Origin of the sequence: Bartonella sp. MM73XJBT (assembly GCF_028618465.1) — a bacterium.
GTDB lineage: Bacteria > Pseudomonadota > Alphaproteobacteria > Rhizobiales > Rhizobiaceae > Bartonella.
This window is the reverse complement of the sequence record NZ_JAQISY010000006.1, coordinates 64,214-84,091: the sequence shown is the minus strand read 5'-3', so window position 1 is coordinate 84,091 and position 19,878 is coordinate 64,214. Positions and strand designations below refer to the sequence as shown.

At 38.0% G+C, this 19,878-nt stretch carries 19 protein-coding genes; 10 read left to right on the top strand and 9 right to left on the bottom strand.

What is annotated here, in order from left to right:
* Positions 1–57: 57 nt before the first annotated feature.
* The 4 genes from PVV69_RS03595 to PVV69_RS03580 form a co-directional block, all read right to left on the bottom strand.
* Positions 58–294, bottom strand: coding sequence for an acyl carrier protein (locus PVV69_RS03595; RefSeq protein ID WP_004860281.1), 237 nt, complete (start codon positions 292–294; stop codon positions 58–60).
* A gap of 260 nt (positions 295–554) precedes the next feature.
* A complete protein-coding gene (gene fabG / locus PVV69_RS03590) occupies positions 555–1,292 on the bottom strand; it encodes a 3-oxoacyl-[acyl-carrier-protein] reductase (RefSeq protein ID WP_273756475.1) in 738 nt (245 codons plus the stop codon).
* Between the two features lie 20 nt (positions 1,293–1,312).
* The gene (gene fabD / locus PVV69_RS03585) at positions 1,313–2,257 is read right to left on the bottom strand and encodes an ACP S-malonyltransferase (RefSeq protein ID WP_273756474.1); all 945 of its coding nucleotides are present in this window, start codon (positions 2,255–2,257) and stop codon (positions 1,313–1,315) included.
* A gap of 77 nt (positions 2,258–2,334) precedes the next feature.
* Positions 2,335–2,922, bottom strand: a complete 588-nt coding sequence (locus PVV69_RS03580; protein ID WP_273720567.1) for an undecaprenyl-diphosphatase — start codon at positions 2,920–2,922, stop codon at positions 2,335–2,337.
* Positions 2,923–3,267: 345 nt separating this feature from the next.
* Between PVV69_RS03580 and rpsF the strand changes: the two genes are divergently transcribed.
* From rpsF to PVV69_RS03535, 9 genes are all read left to right on the top strand, one after another.
* A complete protein-coding gene (rpsF, locus tag PVV69_RS03575; protein WP_273720566.1) occupies positions 3,268–3,675 on the top strand; it encodes a 30S ribosomal protein S6 in 408 nt (135 codons plus the stop codon).
* Positions 3,675–3,923 carry a 30S ribosomal protein S18 gene (gene rpsR / locus PVV69_RS03570; protein ID WP_273720565.1) on the top strand — a complete coding sequence of 83 codons (249 nt, stop codon included), beginning with the start codon at positions 3,675–3,677 and terminating at the stop codon, positions 3,921–3,923. The genes rpsF and rpsR overlap by 1 nt, the downstream gene beginning before the upstream one ends.
* Before the next feature lie 138 nt (positions 3,924–4,061).
* On the top strand, positions 4,062–5,042 hold the full coding sequence (locus PVV69_RS03565) for a hypothetical protein (protein WP_273756473.1): 981 nt from the start codon (positions 4,062–4,064) through the stop codon (positions 5,040–5,042).
* Between the two features lie 25 nt (positions 5,043–5,067).
* Positions 5,068–5,664 (top strand): 50S ribosomal protein L9, encoded by a 597-nt coding sequence (gene rplI / locus PVV69_RS03560; protein ID WP_273756472.1) that lies wholly within the window; start codon positions 5,068–5,070, stop codon positions 5,662–5,664.
* 615 nt (positions 5,665–6,279) lie between these two features.
* A complete protein-coding gene (locus tag PVV69_RS03555; RefSeq protein WP_273756488.1) occupies positions 6,280–7,770 on the top strand; it encodes a replicative DNA helicase in 1,491 nt (496 codons plus the stop codon).
* A 6-nt stretch (positions 7,771–7,776) separates the two neighbouring features.
* Positions 7,777–9,162: a DNA repair protein RadA gene (gene radA / locus PVV69_RS03550; RefSeq protein WP_273756471.1), complete on the top strand. Its 1,386-nt coding sequence runs from the start codon at positions 7,777–7,779 to the stop codon at positions 9,160–9,162.
* 133 nt (positions 9,163–9,295) lie between these two features.
* The gene (locus tag PVV69_RS03545; RefSeq protein WP_273720561.1) at positions 9,296–9,877 is read left to right on the top strand and encodes a CvpA family protein; all 582 of its coding nucleotides are present in this window, start codon (positions 9,296–9,298) and stop codon (positions 9,875–9,877) included.
* Positions 9,878–9,952: 75 nt separating this feature from the next.
* On the top strand, positions 9,953–11,446 hold the full coding sequence (purF, locus tag PVV69_RS03540; RefSeq protein WP_273756470.1) for an amidophosphoribosyltransferase: 1,494 nt from the start codon (positions 9,953–9,955) through the stop codon (positions 11,444–11,446).
* A gap of 2 nt (positions 11,447–11,448) precedes the next feature.
* Positions 11,449–12,198, top strand: a complete 750-nt coding sequence (locus tag PVV69_RS03535) for an SDR family NAD(P)-dependent oxidoreductase (RefSeq protein ID WP_273756469.1) — start codon at positions 11,449–11,451, stop codon at positions 12,196–12,198.
* Positions 12,199–13,081: 883 nt separating this feature from the next.
* On the opposite strand, the gene pssA is transcribed toward PVV69_RS03535, so the two are convergent.
* The 5 genes from pssA to cysS all read right to left on the bottom strand — a co-directional run bounded on the left by pssA (position 13,082) and on the right by cysS (position 18,968).
* Positions 13,082–13,921 carry a CDP-diacylglycerol--serine O-phosphatidyltransferase gene (pssA, locus tag PVV69_RS03530; protein ID WP_273720554.1) on the bottom strand — a complete coding sequence of 280 codons (840 nt, stop codon included), beginning with the start codon at positions 13,919–13,921 and terminating at the stop codon, positions 13,082–13,084.
* 8 nt (positions 13,922–13,929) lie between these two features.
* Positions 13,930–14,628 (bottom strand): phosphatidylserine decarboxylase, encoded by a 699-nt coding sequence (locus PVV69_RS03525; protein ID WP_273756468.1) that lies wholly within the window; start codon positions 14,626–14,628, stop codon positions 13,930–13,932.
* Between the two features lie 117 nt (positions 14,629–14,745).
* Positions 14,746–16,629 (bottom strand): ABC transporter ATP-binding protein/permease, encoded by a 1,884-nt coding sequence (locus PVV69_RS03520; protein ID WP_273756467.1) that lies wholly within the window; start codon positions 16,627–16,629, stop codon positions 14,746–14,748.
* Between the two features lie 120 nt (positions 16,630–16,749).
* Positions 16,750–17,421 (bottom strand): DUF421 domain-containing protein, encoded by a 672-nt coding sequence (locus PVV69_RS03515; protein ID WP_273756466.1) that lies wholly within the window; start codon positions 17,419–17,421, stop codon positions 16,750–16,752.
* A gap of 41 nt (positions 17,422–17,462) precedes the next feature.
* Entirely contained in the window at positions 17,463–18,968 is a 1,506-nt protein-coding gene (gene cysS, locus PVV69_RS03510; RefSeq protein ID WP_273756465.1) for a cysteine--tRNA ligase, read from the bottom strand.
* 477 nt (positions 18,969–19,445) lie between these two features.
* Here cysS and PVV69_RS03505 point away from each other — a divergent pair, with 477 nt between their 5' ends.
* Entirely contained in the window at positions 19,446–19,871 is a 426-nt protein-coding gene (locus PVV69_RS03505) for a TIGR02301 family protein (RefSeq protein ID WP_273756464.1), read from the top strand.
* Positions 19,872–19,878 lie beyond the last annotated feature (7 nt).

The following is a 19,878-nucleotide window of genomic DNA, read 5'->3' as shown; positions in this document are numbered from 1 at the left end:
TTTCAAAATAGCTAAAAAATAAAAGCAAAAGTATTTTACGCTTTTGCCTTTCTGTTATCACGCAGACGCTTTATCAATAAACTTTACTGCATCACCCACCGTGAAAATTGTTTCAGCAGCTTCATCTGGGATTTCTACACCAAATTCTTCTTCAAAAGCCATAACGAGCTCAACCGTATCAAGGCTATCTGCTCCTAGATCATCGATAAAGCTTGCATTTTCTACTACCTTATCTGCATTAACTCCAAGATGCTCTACGATAATTTTCTTAACGCGCTCTACTGTATCACTCATGTTGAAATCCTCGAATTTATTTTTCCTATAATTGGTTAGCTATATCGGATCATCTAATCAAGCAATAGATGCATTACTCTTAAAGATTCTAGCAGAGATTTAAAACACCCTGTGGATATCCCCTACAAAATGAAACAACCTGACATTCCGACATAAATTGATCAACCTACGATATTTAGAGAAATGGGCAATCTTCCCATTTCATTTATTACTACTTAAAATAATACAGATTATAAATCAATGTGGAATAAAGCAAATACTCAAATCATTGCCATCCCGCCGTTGACGTGTAATGTTTGACCTGTCACATATGCTGCTTCATCACTCGCTAAATAAACTGCAGCAAAAGCGATTTCTTCTCCACCCCCCATACGTTTCATTGGAATCGCCGCCATAACGGTTTCTTTTTGCTTCTCATTAAGCTTGTCGGTCATGGCAGACTTAATAAATCCTGGAGCAATACAATTAACCGTGATGTTTCGTGAAGCAATTTCTTGCGCTAATGCTTTAGAAAAGCCTATCAAACCAGCTTTTGCAGCACAATAGTTGGTTTGTCCAGGATTTCCCACAACACCAACTATTGATGTTATGTTAATAATCCTTCCATAGCGACGCCGCATCATAGAATGTGTTAACTCACGTGTTAAAGTAAAAGCAGCTGTGAGATTGACTGCTAAGACATCATCCCAGTCTTGATCGTGCATACGTACAAAAAGACCATCTCGGGTGATGCCCGCATTGTTAACCAAAATATCAACTCCACCCATCTCTCTTTCTGCTGTTTCAGCCAGTTGCTTAATGGATTTACGCTCAGAAAGATTAGCGGGAAATACAAAAACATCTTGTCCTAAATCTGCTGCCACTTCTTTTAACTTGTCTTCACGCGTTCCATGAAGCCCAACAATTGCTCCTTGCGCATGAAAACAACGTGCAATTGCTTCACCTATCCCTCCTGACGCCCCCGTCACAAGAGCTTTACGACCTGTTAATTTAAACATTTTTTAGACTCCTTAATAGATTAAACACCAAGCACCTGTAGTGCTGCTTCTATTTCCTCAACTGTTCCAACTGTTAATCCCTTTATATCCTTGTTAATACGACGTGCTAAACCGGTTAATACTTTTCCAGAACCAACTTCAAACAGCGTGTCAATCCCATTACTTCCCATCCATTCTATTGTTTCACGCCAGCGTACTCTCCCTGTCACTTGTTGGACAAGAAGCGCAATAATACGTTCTGGATCGGTTTCTGGTGCAACAGAAACATTAGCAACCAAAGGAACAAGGGGAACCATTTTATTAACAGTTAAAAGTGCTTTCTTCATGGCATCAGCAGCAGGCTGCATTAAAAGCGAATGAAAAGGAGCAGAAACTGGAAGAAGAAGTGCACGTTTAGCACCTTTTTTTGATGCAACCTCTACCGCTGTTTCAACCGCTTTTGCTTCACCTGAAATAACAATTTGCCCTCCCCCATTATCATTAGCAATCTGGCATAATCCTTGCTTAGAAACCGTTTCACAAATTTCTTCTACATCTTCTTCACTCAAACCAATAAGTGCTGCCATAGAACCTTCACCAACAGCGACAGCAGCTTGCATGACATTTCCACGAATGCGCAAGAGCTTTGCCGTATCCGTAAGACTAAATGTACCAGCAGCACAAAGAGCCGAATATTCTCCCAAAGAATGGCCTGCAACAAACTTCACCTTTTCTTTTATATTCAGCCCCAATTGTTCCATCACACGAATAACAGCCATGGATACAGCCATTAAGGCTGGTTGTGCATTTGCTGTTAACGTCAAAACATCTGCTGGCCCTTCAAAAATGATATCTGATAATTTCTCACCTAGAGCCTCATCGACTTCTTCAAAAACCATCCGTGCTGCAACAAATTGCTCTGTAAGCACTTTGCCCATACCAACAAGCTGACTCCCCTGCCCTGGAAAAATAAAAGCTGTAGCCATTTATCGACTCCTCAAATTGTGCAATTCAATTATTTTCTTTTGATCTTATTCATCAGCACAAATCAAGATAAAGTGCTTTATTTGAAATGGATAGTTTTCTTAAAATTATATTTTAATGGTGGAATTTTGTATAAAAACTTAGGGAAATACGGTACCATAAACTGAATAACACCCCAACTTATGAAACTTCCTAAAATGATCCCAGCGACAACATCAAAAGGATAATGTACACCAACAAAGATACGCCCCCAACAGATTAAACACAAAAACATTCCTGCAAGCTTAGAAGCCACTTTGTATCGGTAAAAGTATAGATTCGCTGTATAAGATGCAATAGTCAAAGCATGATTACTCGGAAAAGAAGCTGTTGGACGATGTTGAATGAGTGGATTTGTCAAACCGACAACAAACGGGCGTGGGTGAAAATAAGTGAGTGAAATGAGATAACCTATTAAAAGGGCTACACAAATGCTCACGCAAATGCTTAACGCTACACGCCGTTCCATCTGTTCACCGCAAAACCACAATACACAAAGATGTAGTGGGATAATATAAATTAAAAACTTTGCACAAAAAATACTAAACAATACCACAAATGACCAAGATTGATGATTGCCTGTAAGTATTCCTAAAAGTGCAATGTCAATCCGGTTTAAAAAATCCATTCTTCTTTCCTTCATATTTATACTACAACTTTACGCCATCGTCTCTTTAGTAAAGATAAACAATATATCAAGATTTAATAAATCAATTTTTTTATGCACAGGAACTTGCTATTTTTAAAGATAAGTTGTAAATGTCAAACGTTTGTTACCGGCATTTTAGCTGGGGATTGAACGGAGGACTGGAAAGTAACCAGTAGAAAGTGCAAAGTTTTCGACCTCCCGTGTCTCCGCTCTCGAATGTCTCGAATTGTAAACGCGTCCTTTCTTCTTTGGGTCTCCAAAAAAGACAAGTCGCAGAGGCTTTGCGCTAAAACCGGTAAAGTTTAATTGAAGAAAGGCAAAATAATGGCTCTTTATGAACATATGTTCCTTGCCCGACAAGATATTGCTCCACAGCAAATTGATGAACTTTTGAATGTCTACAAAGGTGTCATCGAAGCGCACGGGGGGAAAGTTGGGCGTGTAGAAAATTGGGGGCTTCGTCCCCTTGCTTATCGTATTCGCAAAAATCGTAAGGCTTATTATGTGCTGATTAATATTGATGCTCCAGCTGCAGCGATTGCTGAGGTTGAACGTCAAATGCGTATCAATGAAGATATTTTGCGTTACATGACCATTCGCGTCGAAAAACACGAAAAAGAGAAATCTATTGCGCTCTCACGCCTTGATCGTAATAATCACATGGGGCAAGATGAAGAACGCTTTCGCTCCTCGCGTCGTCAACGTGAAGATGCCATAGAAGGAATAGAATGATGACTGATATGAATCAAACTGCAGCGCGTCGTCCCTTTCATCGTCGTCGTAAGACATGTCCGTTTTCAGGTGCGAATGCTCCTAAAATTGATTATAAAGATGTCAAATTGTTGCAACGTTACATTTCAGAGCGTGGGAAAATTGTTCCATCAAGAATCACAGCTGTTAGTCAGAAAAAACAGCGTGAGTTGGCAAATGCCATTAAACGTGCTCGTTTTCTAGGCTTGCTTCCATACATTATAAGATAAACTCTATAAACTGGGGACACTCCCCAGTTGCCTTGTGTGATTTAGTATAGCCTGATTATAGACTATATTAAAATCTATAGAGCACAAAAAGTTGAGGCGTTGGAATGCCTCTAACTGCCAACAGCAGGACAGCAACAAATGAAAAATTTTCATGTTTATAAGATAATGACCGGTATTTTAGCGGGGTTGTTTGCTGTTGTGATAGGAATGGCAATTATCAGTGTCGCGAATATTGTTCCCTATTTTCCTCTTATTCTTGGTTGCTTTCTTTCATTGCCAATTTTCATTGTTGCATTCGCTCAAGGAACATTCGCCAGCATTGTTGCACTCATCATTGCTACTGTTGTTCTTATCATCACCACTAATATCTATATTGCTTTTGGCTTTATGCTGTTATTTTTCCTTCCGGCTGTCTATGCTTCTTGGCTCCTTGGACTTGCACGACCAACACAAAAGGAAAACGCCCTGATATGGTATCCGTTATCATCGGTCATTTTTCATTTAACCAACTTCATCGCTCTTATAGCAACCTTCATCGGGCTTTATGTCCAAACCCGTCCTTCCACACCCCTTATTGCAAAAAAAATCACTGCAAACATAGCACAAGCTATGCAACAATCTCGATCAATGAGGGAAACTGATATACAGGCTCTTAGTGAGTTGTTAATGACACATGCAGCAACTTTGACTGCTATTGCTTTGACGATTTATAGTTTGATTTTTCTCATTGGAAATCTTTATTTTTCGATAATAACAGCACAACATATGAAATGGCTCAAAAGGCCTCGTGATGATTGGAGTCAAACTCTCCGCCTGCCAATCTCTGGAATTTTTATTTTCATTGTTGTTTGCGTAGCATCAATGATTGAATTGAGCGCTCCTGTTAATTTGAGCACACGTGTTTTTAGCACTGCATACACTGTCATTATATCAATCAGTGGTCTAGCGTATCTCCATAATATTACGAAAGGAATTAACGGACGATTTATTATACTCTCTCTTGTTTATATTGCTATTTTAACCGTCGTTTTTGCTCCACCAATTTCTTTCATGATGCTGTTAATGGGTATTTGGGCAGCTATTCAATACAACTTTCAATCAGGCAAGAAACTTCATTAAATTTATTTGTTCGAAAGGAAAAACTATGGATATTATTCTACTTGAGCGCATTCCTCGCCTTGGTCAGATGGGTGATATTGTCTCAGTTAAAGATGGTTATGCACGTAATTTTCTCTTGCCTCAAGGTAAAGCTTTACGTGCAAATGAAGCTAATAAAAAACATTTTGAAATACAACGTGCACAACTTGAAGCACGTAATCTTGAACGTAAAAGCGAAGCACAGAAAGTTGCTGAAAAACTTGATGGTAAATCATTTATTGCTGTCCGTTCAGCTGGTGAAACGGGACAACTTTACGGTTCTGTATCAACACGTGATATTGCTGAAATTATAACAAATGACGGTTTTTCTATTAGTAGAAATCAAGTTGAACTTCACCATCCAATAAAGACTATCGGCCTTCATACCATCACTCTTAGCTTGCACCCTGAAGTTCAGATTTCTGTGATTATTAATGTTGCACGCTCAGCTAGTGAAGCTCAACGCCAAGCAGAAGGTGAAAATTTAACCTCTGCTGAAGCAATATATGACATTCAAGAAGAGTTGGTAGAAGAAAAACAGGAAGAATTATTAGCAGAAGAAAATAATGAGAATGAGATAAACAGTCTTAATGAAGAAGCTTAATTATCCTTTTACCTATATTGCATTTTGCATTGTCTAAGAGATTAATCCGTTATAAAAGCACTTACAAAAAAATTGAGTGCTTTTATTATTTTATCATCAAAAAACTGTATTCTTATAAAAAAAGCAGTGTCTAGCATATGGTATAAAAATATACTAAAAACTATAAAGGCTGCGAGAAAATATTCTTATCCGTCGTTTTGTGAAAATAGAACAAAAAATTGTGTAAGTTTCTATTTCTTGAAAGAGTGATATTTGCATAAAATGAAGCGGTAAATGAATTATATTCCTCTATAATCTAAAATAATTCTGACCATAAAGAAGTTATTTTACTCATACTGGTATTGAAATTACATAATATCATAATACCCAAAGATTGTATTGTACTTCCTTTTTATATCATAAAGTGCAATTTGGAAAATTTATACATTCTTTAAAATTTCCACATTATAAAAATAAAATATAAAGGAATAAGATGTTATCGGTAATATACAAATGGTGAATCAGCAATTGCAGAGAGGCTAAAAAGGAAGATTTAGTTTTCTATCCTTTTAATATACAACACTTAATTAATTGCCTAAAATAGCTAAAGGTGAACTTTTAGTGGAAAAAACTGTTATGGAAAAAACAAGCATTGTCAACTTCAGTTCTGCGCAAAAAGAAGAGGCCTCTTCTTTTCAACAACTCCCGCATAATATTGAAGCTGAACAAGCACTGCTTGGTGCACTTCTCATCAATAATGATGCGCATGATCGCGTTTCAGATTTTCTAAAACCTGAACATTTTTTTGAACCATTGCATCAAAAAATTTATGATGTTTTATCCCATCATATCGAAAAAGGAAAAATTGCTGATCCAATTACCATCAAGCCCTTTATTCCAGCTGACGAAAAAATTGGCGATATCACCGTATATAATTATGTTGTTCGTTTAGCAAAAGAAGCAATAACAATTATTAATACCGAAGACTATGGACGTGTCATCTATGATCTTTTTATCCGACGCTCCTTGATTAATCTTGGAACTCAAGTTGTTAATACAGCCTTTGATGCTCCTGTAGAATTTACACCATCCCAACAAATTGAAACTATTGAACAGCAATTGTTTCAATTGGCAGAAAAGGGAAAATATGGAGGGGGATTTGAAAACTTCAATGAAGCTGTCAAAAAAGCTATCGACATGGCAAGTGCTGCCAAAAAACGTTCTTCACACTTATCAGGAATAGCTACTCATATTAAAACACTTGATGAAAAAATGGGGGGGCTACAAGCATCCGACCTTATTATCCTCGCAGGACGTCCTGGTATGGGGAAAACATCACTTGCTACCAATATCGCCTTTAATATTGCCAATGCTTACAATCGTGATAACAAAACACAAGAAAATGAGGGGGGTATTGTTGGATTCTTTTCACTGGAAATGTCATCAGAACAACTTGCAACCCGCATTATTTCCGAACAAACAGAGGTCTCTTCTTCTGATATCCGTCGTGGAAATATCTCTGAAGAGCAATTTTCTAAAATTATCCGTGCTATGAATCGTTTACAAAAAGCACCACTTTATATTGATCAAACTGGTGGTATATCAATTACGCAATTGGCTGCCCGTGCACGGCGTCTTAAACGGCAACATGGTTTGGATGTTTTATTTATTGACTATATTCAACTTATGACAAGCGGTTCAAAACGTTCTTCAGAAAATCGTGTTCAGGAAATTACAGAAATTACCACAGGATTAAAAGCATTGGCAAAAGAACTAAATATTCCTATTATTGCCCTTTCACAACTTTCGCGCCAAGTTGAAAATAGAACAGATAAACGACCACAACTTTCAGATTTACGTGAATCTGGTTCGATTGAGCAAGATGCAGACATCGTGCTTTTTGTTTATCGTGAAGAATATTATTTCAAAAATGAAGAACCCAAATTAGGCACCCTTGAACATACAAAATGGCAAGATGAAATGGATAAAATTATGGGGAAAGCCCACGTTATTGTCGCAAAACAACGCCATGGCCCCACAGGAACCGTTCCTCTTGCTTTTCAGTCTGATTTCACACGCTTTAGTGATCTGGCAGATAGTCATTATCTTCCAGAACAAATTGGTTAAATTATCATGGCACGCAGCCGTATTCAATTTATTTGCCAAAATTGTGGAACCGTTCATTCACGTTGGGCTGGAAAATGTAATTCTTGTGGTGAATGGAATTCCCTTATCGAAGAAAATCTAAATGGGGGCATCGGCTCTGGTCCAGTGCAAAATATCCGTAAAGGGCGTGTCATTCCTCTTACATCTCTTTCTGGAGATCTTAAAGATGCTCCACGTATCCATTCTGGTATCACTGAACTTGATCGTGTGACAGGTGGAGGCTTTGTTCGTGGATCAGCGCTCCTTGTTGGTGGCGATCCAGGTATTGGGAAATCAACATTACTGACACAAACTGCTGCTGCTTTATCGCGAAAGGGGCATAATGTCATCTATGTTTCAGGTGAAGAAGCTATTGCACAAATTTGTCTGCGTGCCCAAAGACTTGGAACTGCCAATACGGAGGTTAAACTCGCTGCTGAAACGAATGTTGAAGATATTCTTGCAACCTTAAGCGAACATAAAAATCTCGATATGGTGATTATCGATTCTATTCAAACTCTATGGTCAGATGCAGCCGATTCAGCGCCTGGTACTGTCACACAAGTACGCATCAGTGCTCAAGCAATGATCCGCTTTGCAAAAAAAACAGGAGCAGCTGTTGTTCTTGTCGGCCATGTAACAAAAGATGGGCAAATCGCTGGCCCCCGTGTGGTAGAACATATGGTTGATGCTGTTCTCTATTTTGAAGGTGAAGGTGGACATCATTATCGAATCCTTAGAACTGTTAAAAACCGCTTCGGCCCAACAGATGAAATTGGTGTTTTTGAAATGTCTGATAAAGGATTACGGGAAGTTGCCAATCCATCGGAGCTATTTTTGGGTGAACGAAATGAAAAAGCACCAGGATCTGCTGTTTTTGCAGGCTTGGAAGGAACACGCCCAATACTCGTAGAAATTCAAGCGCTTGTTGCTCCCTCTTCGCTTGGTACACCACGACGCGCTGTCGTGGGATGGGATGGAAATCGTCTTTCAATGATTCTTGCTGTTTTGGAAGCGCATTGCGGTATTCGCTTTGGACAACACGATGTCTACCTTAATGTTGCAGGTGGATATCGCATATCAGAACCAGCCGCTGATTTAGCCGTTGCAGCAGCTTTGGTATCTTCTCTTGCAAACATTCCTCTTCCAACGGATTATGTCTATTTTGGTGAAATCAGCCTTTCAGGAGCAACTCGCGCTGTTGCGCATTCAGCACAGCGCATCAATGAAGCAAAAAAACTGGGGTTTCAAGGAGCTGTTCAACCCACTACAACAAAAAAAACAATGAAATTGCTCAATTTTCAACAAAAAACATTCTCTGACCTTCCTGAGCTGGTTGCAGCACTTACCGCAGGTAAAAACGGCTCCAAGTGATACCTATCATAATATAGGAAAAACTTTACAAAAAACAAAAGACCCTTGCTATAAGAATAAAAAATGGCATAACAAAAAACGCATTTTTATACTAAATTAAAACAATACAACTTTATGTATAAGGAACAAACAAATGATCATAACAGTCCTTGATGGAATTGTCGTAGCAGTCATCCTGTTGTCCGCTTTTCTTGCTATGCTCAGAGGATTTTCACGTGAGGTGCTGTCGTTGGTTTCTTGGGCAATCGCAGCTGTTGCTACATTGTTTTTATTCAAGCCTGTCTTGCCCTTTTTTGAACAATATCTCTCTAATAAAATGATTGCATTGATCACAACTTTGGTCTCAATTTTTATTATTGTTCTCATTATTACTTCAATTATTACAATGAAAATCTCCGATTTTATTATTGATAGCCGCATTGGTATCCTTGATCGTATTATCGGTTTCGTTTTTGGAGCACTTCGTGGTTTATTTATTGTAGTCATCGCCATGTTGCTTCTTAATGCGCTTGTGAAACCTGAGAATCAAGCAAGTTGGTTAAAAAATGCAATAACAAAACCCATCTTAGATTCATTGGGACAAAAAGTCTGGGAAAAACTTCCCAAAGATCTCGATACTGTTCTTGAAAAGGCTGAAAATTTTTTAAAAAAAGATGATGCTCATACACAAGATAAGCACTCTCATAAAAAAGTAATTCAGCAAAATAGAGAATGATTCATCACGGATACAACGTTTCAAATAACACATGAATATGATATTATTATTGCTGATATCAGAAATTGAAAGAACATGATGACAAAAAGCGACATTTCCTGTCAGGATTTTTTATTGGATGACGATACCCTTCATGAAGAATGTGGAGTTTTTGGTATTCTTGGGCATGAAGATGCAGCAACATTGACAGCTCTGGGGCTTCATGCACTTCAACATCGTGGACAAGAAGCAGCTGGGATTGTTTCTTATCATAATAAAATGTTTCATCAAGAAAAGCATCTAGGCCTTGTTGGTGATCACTATACGAATCCCGCAACCCTTGCTCGTTTACCGGGAGATCGAGCTATCGGACATACTCGTTATTCAACAACTGGAGAAGTAGCATTACGCAATGTTCAGCCTCTTTTTGCAGAATTAAAAGCTGGAGGTATTGCTATTGCCCATAATGGCAACCTTACCAATGGTCTTACATTACGCCGCGAGCTCATTGCCTCGGGTGCCATCTGTCAGTCAACGTCAGATTCAGAAGTTTTTCTTCATCTTATCGCTCGTTCACGCTATGAATCGTCTTCTGACCGTTTTGCTGATGCTATTCGGCAAGTGGAAGGAGGATATGCCATGTTAGCGCTTACACGTACGAAGCTCATTGCGGCACGTGATCCAACAGGTATTCGACCTCTCGTGATGGGTGAACTTGATGGTAAACCAATTTTCTGTTCTGAAACATGTGCTCTTGATATTATTGGAGCAAAATATGTGCGCGATGTCAAAAATGGAGAAATCATCATATGCGAAATCCAAAAAAATGGGGAAATTACTAAAAAAGTTATAAAACCAGAGAATGAAAAACCAGAAAAGCTTTGCCTTTTTGAATATGTTTATTTTGCGCGCCCTGATTCGATTGTTGGAGGGCGGAGTGTTTATACGGTACGTAAAAATATGGGAATTCATTTGGCACGGGAAGCCCCTTGTAAGGGTGATGTTGTGGTTCCCGTTCCCGATGGTGGAACACCTGCTGCAATTGGTTATGCACAGGAAATTGGAATTCCTTTTGAACTTGGTATTATTCGAAATCACTATGTTGGTCGCACTTTTATAGAACCAACACAGCAAATTCGTGCTTTTGGAGTAAAATTAAAGCATTCTGCAAATCGTTCTATCATCAAAGGCAAACGTGTCATTCTGGTTGATGACTCCATTGTACGCGGAACGACCTCCCTCAAAATCGTGCGAATGCTCCGCGATGCAGGTGCAAAAGAAGTTCATATGCGTATTTCTAGCCCTATGATTTTCTATCCCGATTTTTATGGTATTGATACACCTAAAATTGAAAGCTTATTAGCTAATAAATATCCTGACTTAAAATCTATGTGTCATTTTGTCGGAGCTGACTCATTAGAATTTCTTTCAACAGATGGACTGTATCTTGCTGTATCAGGAGAAAAACGTAATAACGCTGATCCACAATTTACTGACCATTATTTCACCGGACATTATCCGACACATTTAGTTGATCAAGAAAATATCCCTCAAATTCATCAAGCATCGGTCCTTAAAACAAGAAATTAATAATGACAAAATTTGATTTTAGTCTTGTTGGTCGCGTTGCACTTATTACTGGTGCTTCGAAGGGTATTGGCTACCATTTAGCTTTAGAACTCGCAGAACGTGGTGCTCACATTATCGCCCTTGCACGAACGATTCGTGGACTTACTGAACTTGACAATCAAATCCAAAAAAAAGGGGCTCGCGCAACACTTGTTCCGCTCAACTTACATCATATGGAAAACATCGATACTCTTAGTGTTTCAATTGCTAAACGCTGGCAGAAGCTCGACATTATGGTTGCAAATGCAGCAATTCTTGGAACACTCTCACCAATAGCTCATACCGACAATACGGTCTTTGAAGATGTTTTTCAGATAAACCTCATCAGCCAATGGCGTTTAATGAAAGCTGTTGAACCCTTATTGCGTCAATCCGATGCTGGACGAGCAATTTTGTTATCCTCAAGCGTTGCTCATGTTGCACGCGCTTTCTGGGGACCCTATGCAGCCTCTAAAGCAGCTTTAGAAGTTCTTGCACGTTGCTGGGCAGAAGAACTCAAACAAACCCCTATCAAGATTAATTGTGTTGACCCTGGTGCAACACGCACTGCCATGCGTGCACAAGCTATGCCTGGTGAAGATCCTCAAACCCTCCCTTCACCACAAGAAGTCGCTGCAAAAATAGCACATTTATCCTCACCTAATTTAAAAGAAACAGGCAAACTCTTTAATGTTCGTAAAAATCGTTTTATGGATTATCATGCGCCTGATTAACCTAATACACTGATTTATAAAAGTAATTTATTTTTTAGATTCAATAAAAGTTTCAAATACAGTTAAAACTTTCTCATTTTAGGCTTTCTTAAGTTATAACATAAAAAATCTCTTTTTAGCCATAAAAGGAAGCTATGTGCGAACAGAAATTATTTCAAAAAGAGAAAAATAGCATAACTTTCATAAACCGTTTAAAAACAAAATAAATTGTGACATTTAAAACTGATGAATAGAATGACGATGCCAGCTTGTACCTTTATAAGCGTAAAGATAATGCGCAAAATAGATATTGGCATTAGATCCTTTACAATCATCATTGCAAAATAACATGAGCCGTAACAAGAAAAGTCTTTTTAAAATAAATTCATGAATGAAACAACGCGATGGCGATTATTTTCCAACAACATATTGATTTATAATGATAATTTACTGTTTTGTATATTGAATGAGAGACCCGAATAATGTAGAATCCTCTCATTTCACATCTCTCCCATGTTGAATCAATCAAAATCATTTGCTGGCACATCAAAAGAGAGGCTAGCGTGTGGATAAAAACCGTACAAGAAAGGACTAAAATGGCTCTTAATGAACCGTCTTAGGTGCCAAGGGCTGTCCCAATATTGGGAACTTGCAAATATAATAATGGTGCGGCATAAGCGCAAAGATAGGGGTGCTCAATGGCTTTATTGTTACACCATTCACGGGCCGCTGTCGTGAGATGGGTTTTGGTGCCTTGAGAGTGTCTCTTTAAAACAAGCCTGTGAAATATGCAACGCAATAGCCTTCTATTTTACGTGAGAAACACGCTACCATCACAGACATAGAAGAAAAATGTCCAATCTAAATTAAATTTCTCTCTACTTCTTCTATTCTTAAAAAAACATTATAACTCTTGGATAGTTTTAACATTGTTGTTTTTTCCTTCCAAAACAACCCGTTTATTATAAGCCACAAAACTACAAGGAAGAAAGATCATATAGCCAATGGCTGTGATCAATAAAGTGTACCATGTGTAAGTTGCAAGAAAACCTACATAAATAACCACTCCCAACATACACGGTACAACGATATCACGCCTCAGATTTTGATCTATTGTTTTTGCATTCCATACTGGTAAACGGCTCACCAAAAGAAAAGCAATAATCACAGTATAAAGGCTAAAAAATAATGCCCAACTCCAACTTGGCATCAAACCAAGAGCTCCTAAATACATAGGTAATAAAAGTAATAATGCTCCCGCTGGCGCAGGAACACCAACAAAATAACTTTCCTTCCATTTTGGTGTATCAGCATTATCCAACATCACATTAAAGCGTGCTAATCGCAAACAACAAGCAACACAATAGACAAGTGCCGCTACCCAACCAACTTGGTGTGCTTGAGTCAAAACAAAGGAATAAACAATAAGTGCAGGTGCAACACCAAAATTAACCACATCAGCAAGAGAATCCATCTGTGCTCCAAAAGATGAACTCCCATCCATCAAACGAGCAATACGGCCATCCGCACCATCTAAAACTGCGGCTAAAAGCACCATTAAAATAGCCCCCTCATAGCGATGCTCAAAAGCTAAACGAATACTACTCATTCCTGCGCAAATTGCTAAAATAGTGATGATATTGGGAACAATATACCGCATCGGTGTAGGTGAACGCCACCGATTTGCAACGTCATCATGTTGTCCTTCAGGATTAAATGAAGAAAATAGCGAAAAGTTTTTCATTATTCATCCTAATCAAATCTAAAATCAGTGGTAGCACTCTTCTCATCAAAAGAACCTAATACTGTTTCTCCAGCAATTGCTATCTGGCCAACAGCAACACGTAATTTCACTGCATTTGGTATATAAATATCAAGGCGAGAACCAAAACGAATCAATCCAAATCTTTCTCCAACCGTAACAGAATCATTTTCTTTCGCCCAACAAACAATACGGCGAGCAAGCATTCCAGCTATCTGTACCATACCAATTTTACCATGTTTACTGTCAATCACCATCCCATTGCGCTCATTAAATTGACTAGCCTTATCAAGCTCAGCATTTACAAATCGACCTGGACGATAAACGATAGATTCTATTGTACCACTTATGGGAATACGATTAATATGGCATGAAAAAATATCCATAAACACAGAAATACGGATCATCTCTTCTTGACCTAATCCCAATTCTTCTGGTGGAACACATGGCTCAACAAATGAGATACGCCCATCCGCAGGAGATATAATCCAATCGGAGTTCAAAGGAATCACACGATCTGGATTACGGAAAAAATATATACACCACACAGTGAGAACAAGACCACACCAAAACAACGGACTCCATATCCAACCAAGAATGAGCGAAATAATAAAAAACGCTACAATAAAAGGGTAACCTTCTTTATGAATTGGTGTAAAACCATTATGGATAGATTGTAGAATACTCATATAATTTCCTATTCATAGTATAACCTAAATAAGCCATAAACGCTTTTGTTCCTCACTATTCCTTTCTGTACTGAACCAATCACTTCATATAAAGACATAAATCACATTTTGCGCAGCTTATTTTTTACGATTAACAACACCCATTTCATCTTCTTCACGCATTTTACGTAATTTTTCTTCCGCTTGCGATGCTTCAAGCTGTTTATTCCACATGGAAGCATATAGACCTTTTTTACGTAGAAGCTCTGCATGTGTCCCATTTTCAATAATACGACCATTTTTGAGAACCAAAATTTCATCAGCATTTATAATAGTAGAAAGACGGTGCGCAATGATCAATGTTGTACGCCCACGGCTAACAATATCCAATGCTTGTTGAATTTCCTGTTCCGTCGCCGTATCAAGAGCTGAGGTTGCTTCATCTAAAATAAGAAGTGGAGGAGCTTTTAACAATGTCCGAGCAATAGCCACACGTTGTTTTTCACCACCTGACAGCTTAAGCCCACGCTCACCGACCATAGATTGAAAGCTTTCCGGAAGCATCTCAATAAATTTTGATATCTGTGCCATTTCAGCAGCTTTACGCATCTCTTCATCTGTAGCACTTGGACGCCCATAGCAAATATTATAGGCTATTGTATCATTAAATAATACTGTGTCCTGAGGTACCATACCAATCGCTTCACGCAAACTTTTTTGCGTTATATCACGGATATCTTGTCCATCAATTGTTATAGAGCCTGCATTAACGTCATAAAAACGAAAAAGTAATCGAGCAATAGTCGATTTACCAGTACCTGATGGACCAACAATGGCAACGGTTTTACCACTGGGAATCTCAAAATTGATATCTTTGAGAATCTGGCGAGACGGATCATAGGAAAAATTTACCTGATTAAAGCGAATGTTACCACCCTCTATCACCAATGGCTTAGCATCTGATTTATCAGTGATTTCCTGCTGAACATCTAAAAGATCAAACATGGCTTCAATATCCGTTAGCCCTTGCCGAATGTCACGATAAATTGAACCAATAAAATTGAGTGGAATAGAAAGCTGTATTAAAAGTGTATTAATAAAAATGAAGTCTCCTAAAGTCTGTGTTTTATGAAAAACTTCATAAGCGGACATCAACATCAGAATAGTCATTCCAATACCAAAAATAAGAGTCTGACCAAAATTAAGCCAGCTTAATGATGTCCAAATTTTTGTTGCCGATTTTTCATAATTTGCCATCGAAGAATCAAATCGACGTGCTTCCAGATTTTCATTACAAAAATATTTGACTGTTTCAAAATTCAAAAGGGAATCCACAGCTCGCGTACTGGCCTCTGTATCTGCTGTGTTCATTTCTTGCCTAATACGAATACGCCAATCACTCGCCTTAATTGTGAACCAAGTATATAAACCAACCATTATCAAAACTACGAATACATAATGCCATCCATAACTTATTTGAAATACAAATGCTGTTAAAAGAAACTCTAAAACCGTTGGGACTGTATTGAGAATTGAAAATCTAACGATAGCTTCAATGCCCTTTGTACCACGCTCAATCACACGAGAAAGCCCGCCAGTTCGCTTTTCTAAATGAAATCGCAAAGACAATCCATGAATATGTACAAAAGTCTTATAAGCGAGCTGACGAATAGCGTGTTGACCAACGGTTGCAAACAGAGAATCGCGTAACTGATTTAATGCAGACTGAACAATACGTGCAACATTATATGCTAAAACGAGCATGATGGGAATAATCCAACTGGATGGAAGCCATACTGGTAAATGAAAGCTAGCATTAAGCGTATCCGTAGCATATTTAAAAAAATAGGGCACCGAGATAAGAAACAGCTTGGCTAAAATAAGGTAAAATATTGCCCATAGAACACGCACTTTCAAATCACGTCGATCTGCCGGCCACATATAAGGCCATAAATTATACAGTGTGCGAAATGTCTGACCTGTCTCTGACGATACAGTTTTTATCGTTTTATTGCGTTTCATAAAGCCTTTACTTCTCTATCATCTACTCCACAGGTCCTATAAAACCTCTCCTGTTGCGGCTTATTGATCATAGTCTCTCTTCTATCGTTTCCAATAAGCTCTACCTATAAGCATTTGAGGTTAGACTGTTTTGGAAAAAGGAACAAGAAAGAATCCCTTAGAAATTTTATTATTTTGATCTGTATGCTCATACCATTCTGCTGCAAATAAACTTTCAACCTTGATACGCTTTTTTTTCAATTCAGCTTGAAGCCATGTTTTTGATTTACCAATTTCTTTAAGTCCTTCCTCAATAACTTCACCATTTTCTACTAAAATAGTAGATTTCTTACCTTCTTCCTTTTTAATAATGGTGCAATCGCCATTGGTTTCTAAACGAACAAAAGCTGCTTCATGTAAACTACAACCTTTAATACGCAACATTGTAATTAAATCATTAACACTGAGACCCAAACTCTCAATTTTATCTATTTGAAATACACCATCTAAAACTAATGTGACATTTCGTCCTGCAACAAGACGACGAAAAAAAACAGAATGGTGTGCAAAAAAATTAAGAGATGTCACCAAAACTTGCCAAATACATAAAACAACCAACAGCTGAACACTACTAATATTTGGATTATAAATAACGCCACCAATAATACCCCCCATTACAAAATTGCTGACCAAATCAACAGGGGTCATTTGACTAAGACTACCGCGCCCCGTCGTTCTTAAAATCAATAGAAAAGCAAAAAGACCTACAGCTAATTTAAGTGCAACATATCCATAACTATATATAAATTCCATCACATTCTCCCTTTTTTATGAGAGCTGCTGGAATAGGAAAATCACCGCTTTACTTCCCACATCGTTATACGCTCACCAGTCTGTGGGTCTTTTTTATCTTTTAAAAGAATCCCCTCAGCTGCCAGCTCATCACGAATTGTATCCGCAGCCCCCCACTCTTTATTATGGATAAGCCGTAGTCTTTCGGCAATGCATTGATCGATAAACTTTACATCAAGAGAAGCTTTTTTCACAAACAATGGGCACTGTACATCTGTTATCCACTCTTGGTGCAACAAGCCAAATAAATTCATCCCATTTGATAAAGCCACACTATCCCCTGTTTTATAAAACTTTCGCAAAAGAGCAAATGCATTCGGAGTATTCAAATCATCACTTAGTGCATTTATCAAAGAGTCATCAACCATTTCATTGTTATTCACCTTCTCTCTTTCAGAGCGAAGCAATTCATACCAACGATAAAGTTCATTACTAGAATGCGCTAAACGCTGAGCTGTCCAATTTAATGGTTCACGATAATGCGTTTGTAACATTGAAAAACGTGCAGATAAGCCAGCCCAATTTTGCTTCATTTCATCGGTTAACGCATCATTAAGTTCAAAAAAATCATTCTCTAAAATAGAACGAATAGTCATGAAATTGCCAAGGCTTTTTGACATCTTTTTGCCTTCAACTTGCAAAAAACCGTTATGCATCCAAAAGTTAGCCATTCGTTCAGTCCCGAAAGCTGAACAACTTTGTGCAATCTCATTTTCGTGATGGGGAAAAATCAAATCAATGCCACCACCATGGATATCAAAAATATTTACTGACGGATCATCACAGTTTAAACCACCACCGTATGGTTCTAATAGCTTTGCCATTGACATTGCAGAACATTCAATATGCCAACCTGGACGTCCTAAAACAGGAATTCCTGCTGGTGATGCCCACCCTGGTTCTCCCTCCACAGAAGGCTTCCATAGAACAAAATCCATCTCCTCCCTTTTATAAGCCGCAACATCGACACGTGCACCAGCTCTCATTTCCTCCAACGAGCGTTTAGCAAATGCCCCATAATGGGGATGATTTTTTATGCTACTGACAGAAAATAATATATGATTTTCTGCTTTATAAGCGTGCCCTTTTTCAAGCAACCTTTCAATCAAACAGCGCATTTCCTCTAAATGATCCGTTGCGCGTGGTTGGCTGGTCGGCAAGAGACACCCAAGTGCTACCGTATCTTGTTCAAATTGAGAAGAGGTACGCTCGCTCAATCGGCGAATAGCTTCATTATGTGCTAATTCTGGATATTCGTGGGCTGCTCGTGCATTAATTTTATCATCCACATCTGTGATATTGCGCGCATATATAACATGCTCATTACCATAAAGATAACGCAATAAGCGAAATAAAAGGTCAAAAACAATTACAGGGCGTGCATTTCCTATGTGCGCATAATCATAAACTGTTGGACCACAAACATAAAGACGCACTTTTGTCGCATCTATCGGTGTAAAAATTTCTTTTTTACGTGTAAGCGTATTATAAAATTGCAACTTACTCATTATTATACTCCGTTAGCGATAACACTCATCGCTCATCCAAGTAAATCTTGCAAAAAATTATTGCATTATGTGATTTAAGCTCAAACTTTTGTATAGGTTACGTAAAATTCTCATCGCTCCCCCTTTCATGTAGGCTGTATCTATCATCTGTGAGAAAAACAATCCATTTTATTTGATTGGAGTATTTTATTGATACATATTTTTTTGATGAGAACATTATCACAGATAAAAAACTACAACGAATAATCTACTGTAAATTTATACAAAAAATAGATTGTATACAGAAAATCTGAAATTTTTAACTACACAAAACTTTGTTAGAATGTTCAATAGCCCTATGAGGCTTTCCTTATTCTCTTTCATGCCCTAAATTTATAATATGTTTGCTCTTGGTAATGATGCACAATTTCTTTTATCCACACCATTTTGTTTGCAATTGTAATTGCATAGGAACTTATTCAAAGGTGGCAAAAATTAATGCATAATATATTGATAAAAATTGTTTTTTTTATATTTTTTTTCGCTTTAACATCCACTTTTGCACAACAATCGCCACCCTATGAGACAAAATTGTTACGGCTAGCAGAAATTTTGGGAGCCCTACACTCTCTACAAAATCTTTGTGGTACTCCAACAAACCAATGGTATGACTATATGAATGCACTGATTGAAGCAGAACAACCAATACAACAAAGGCGCTCTTATTTTTATGCAGCGTTTAATGAAGCGTATCGTGCTTTTTCAGAAAATTATCATCACTGTACCCAATCGGCAATTGAAGCAAATCAAAGGTATATTAAAGAAGGAAGATCCTTATCCGAAAGCCTTCTCATGCATTATGGTACTCAACCTACCCAAAATTATCAAACCCTTGGTTTAAGTTCCCCTACTGACAAAAAATAAAGAGAGG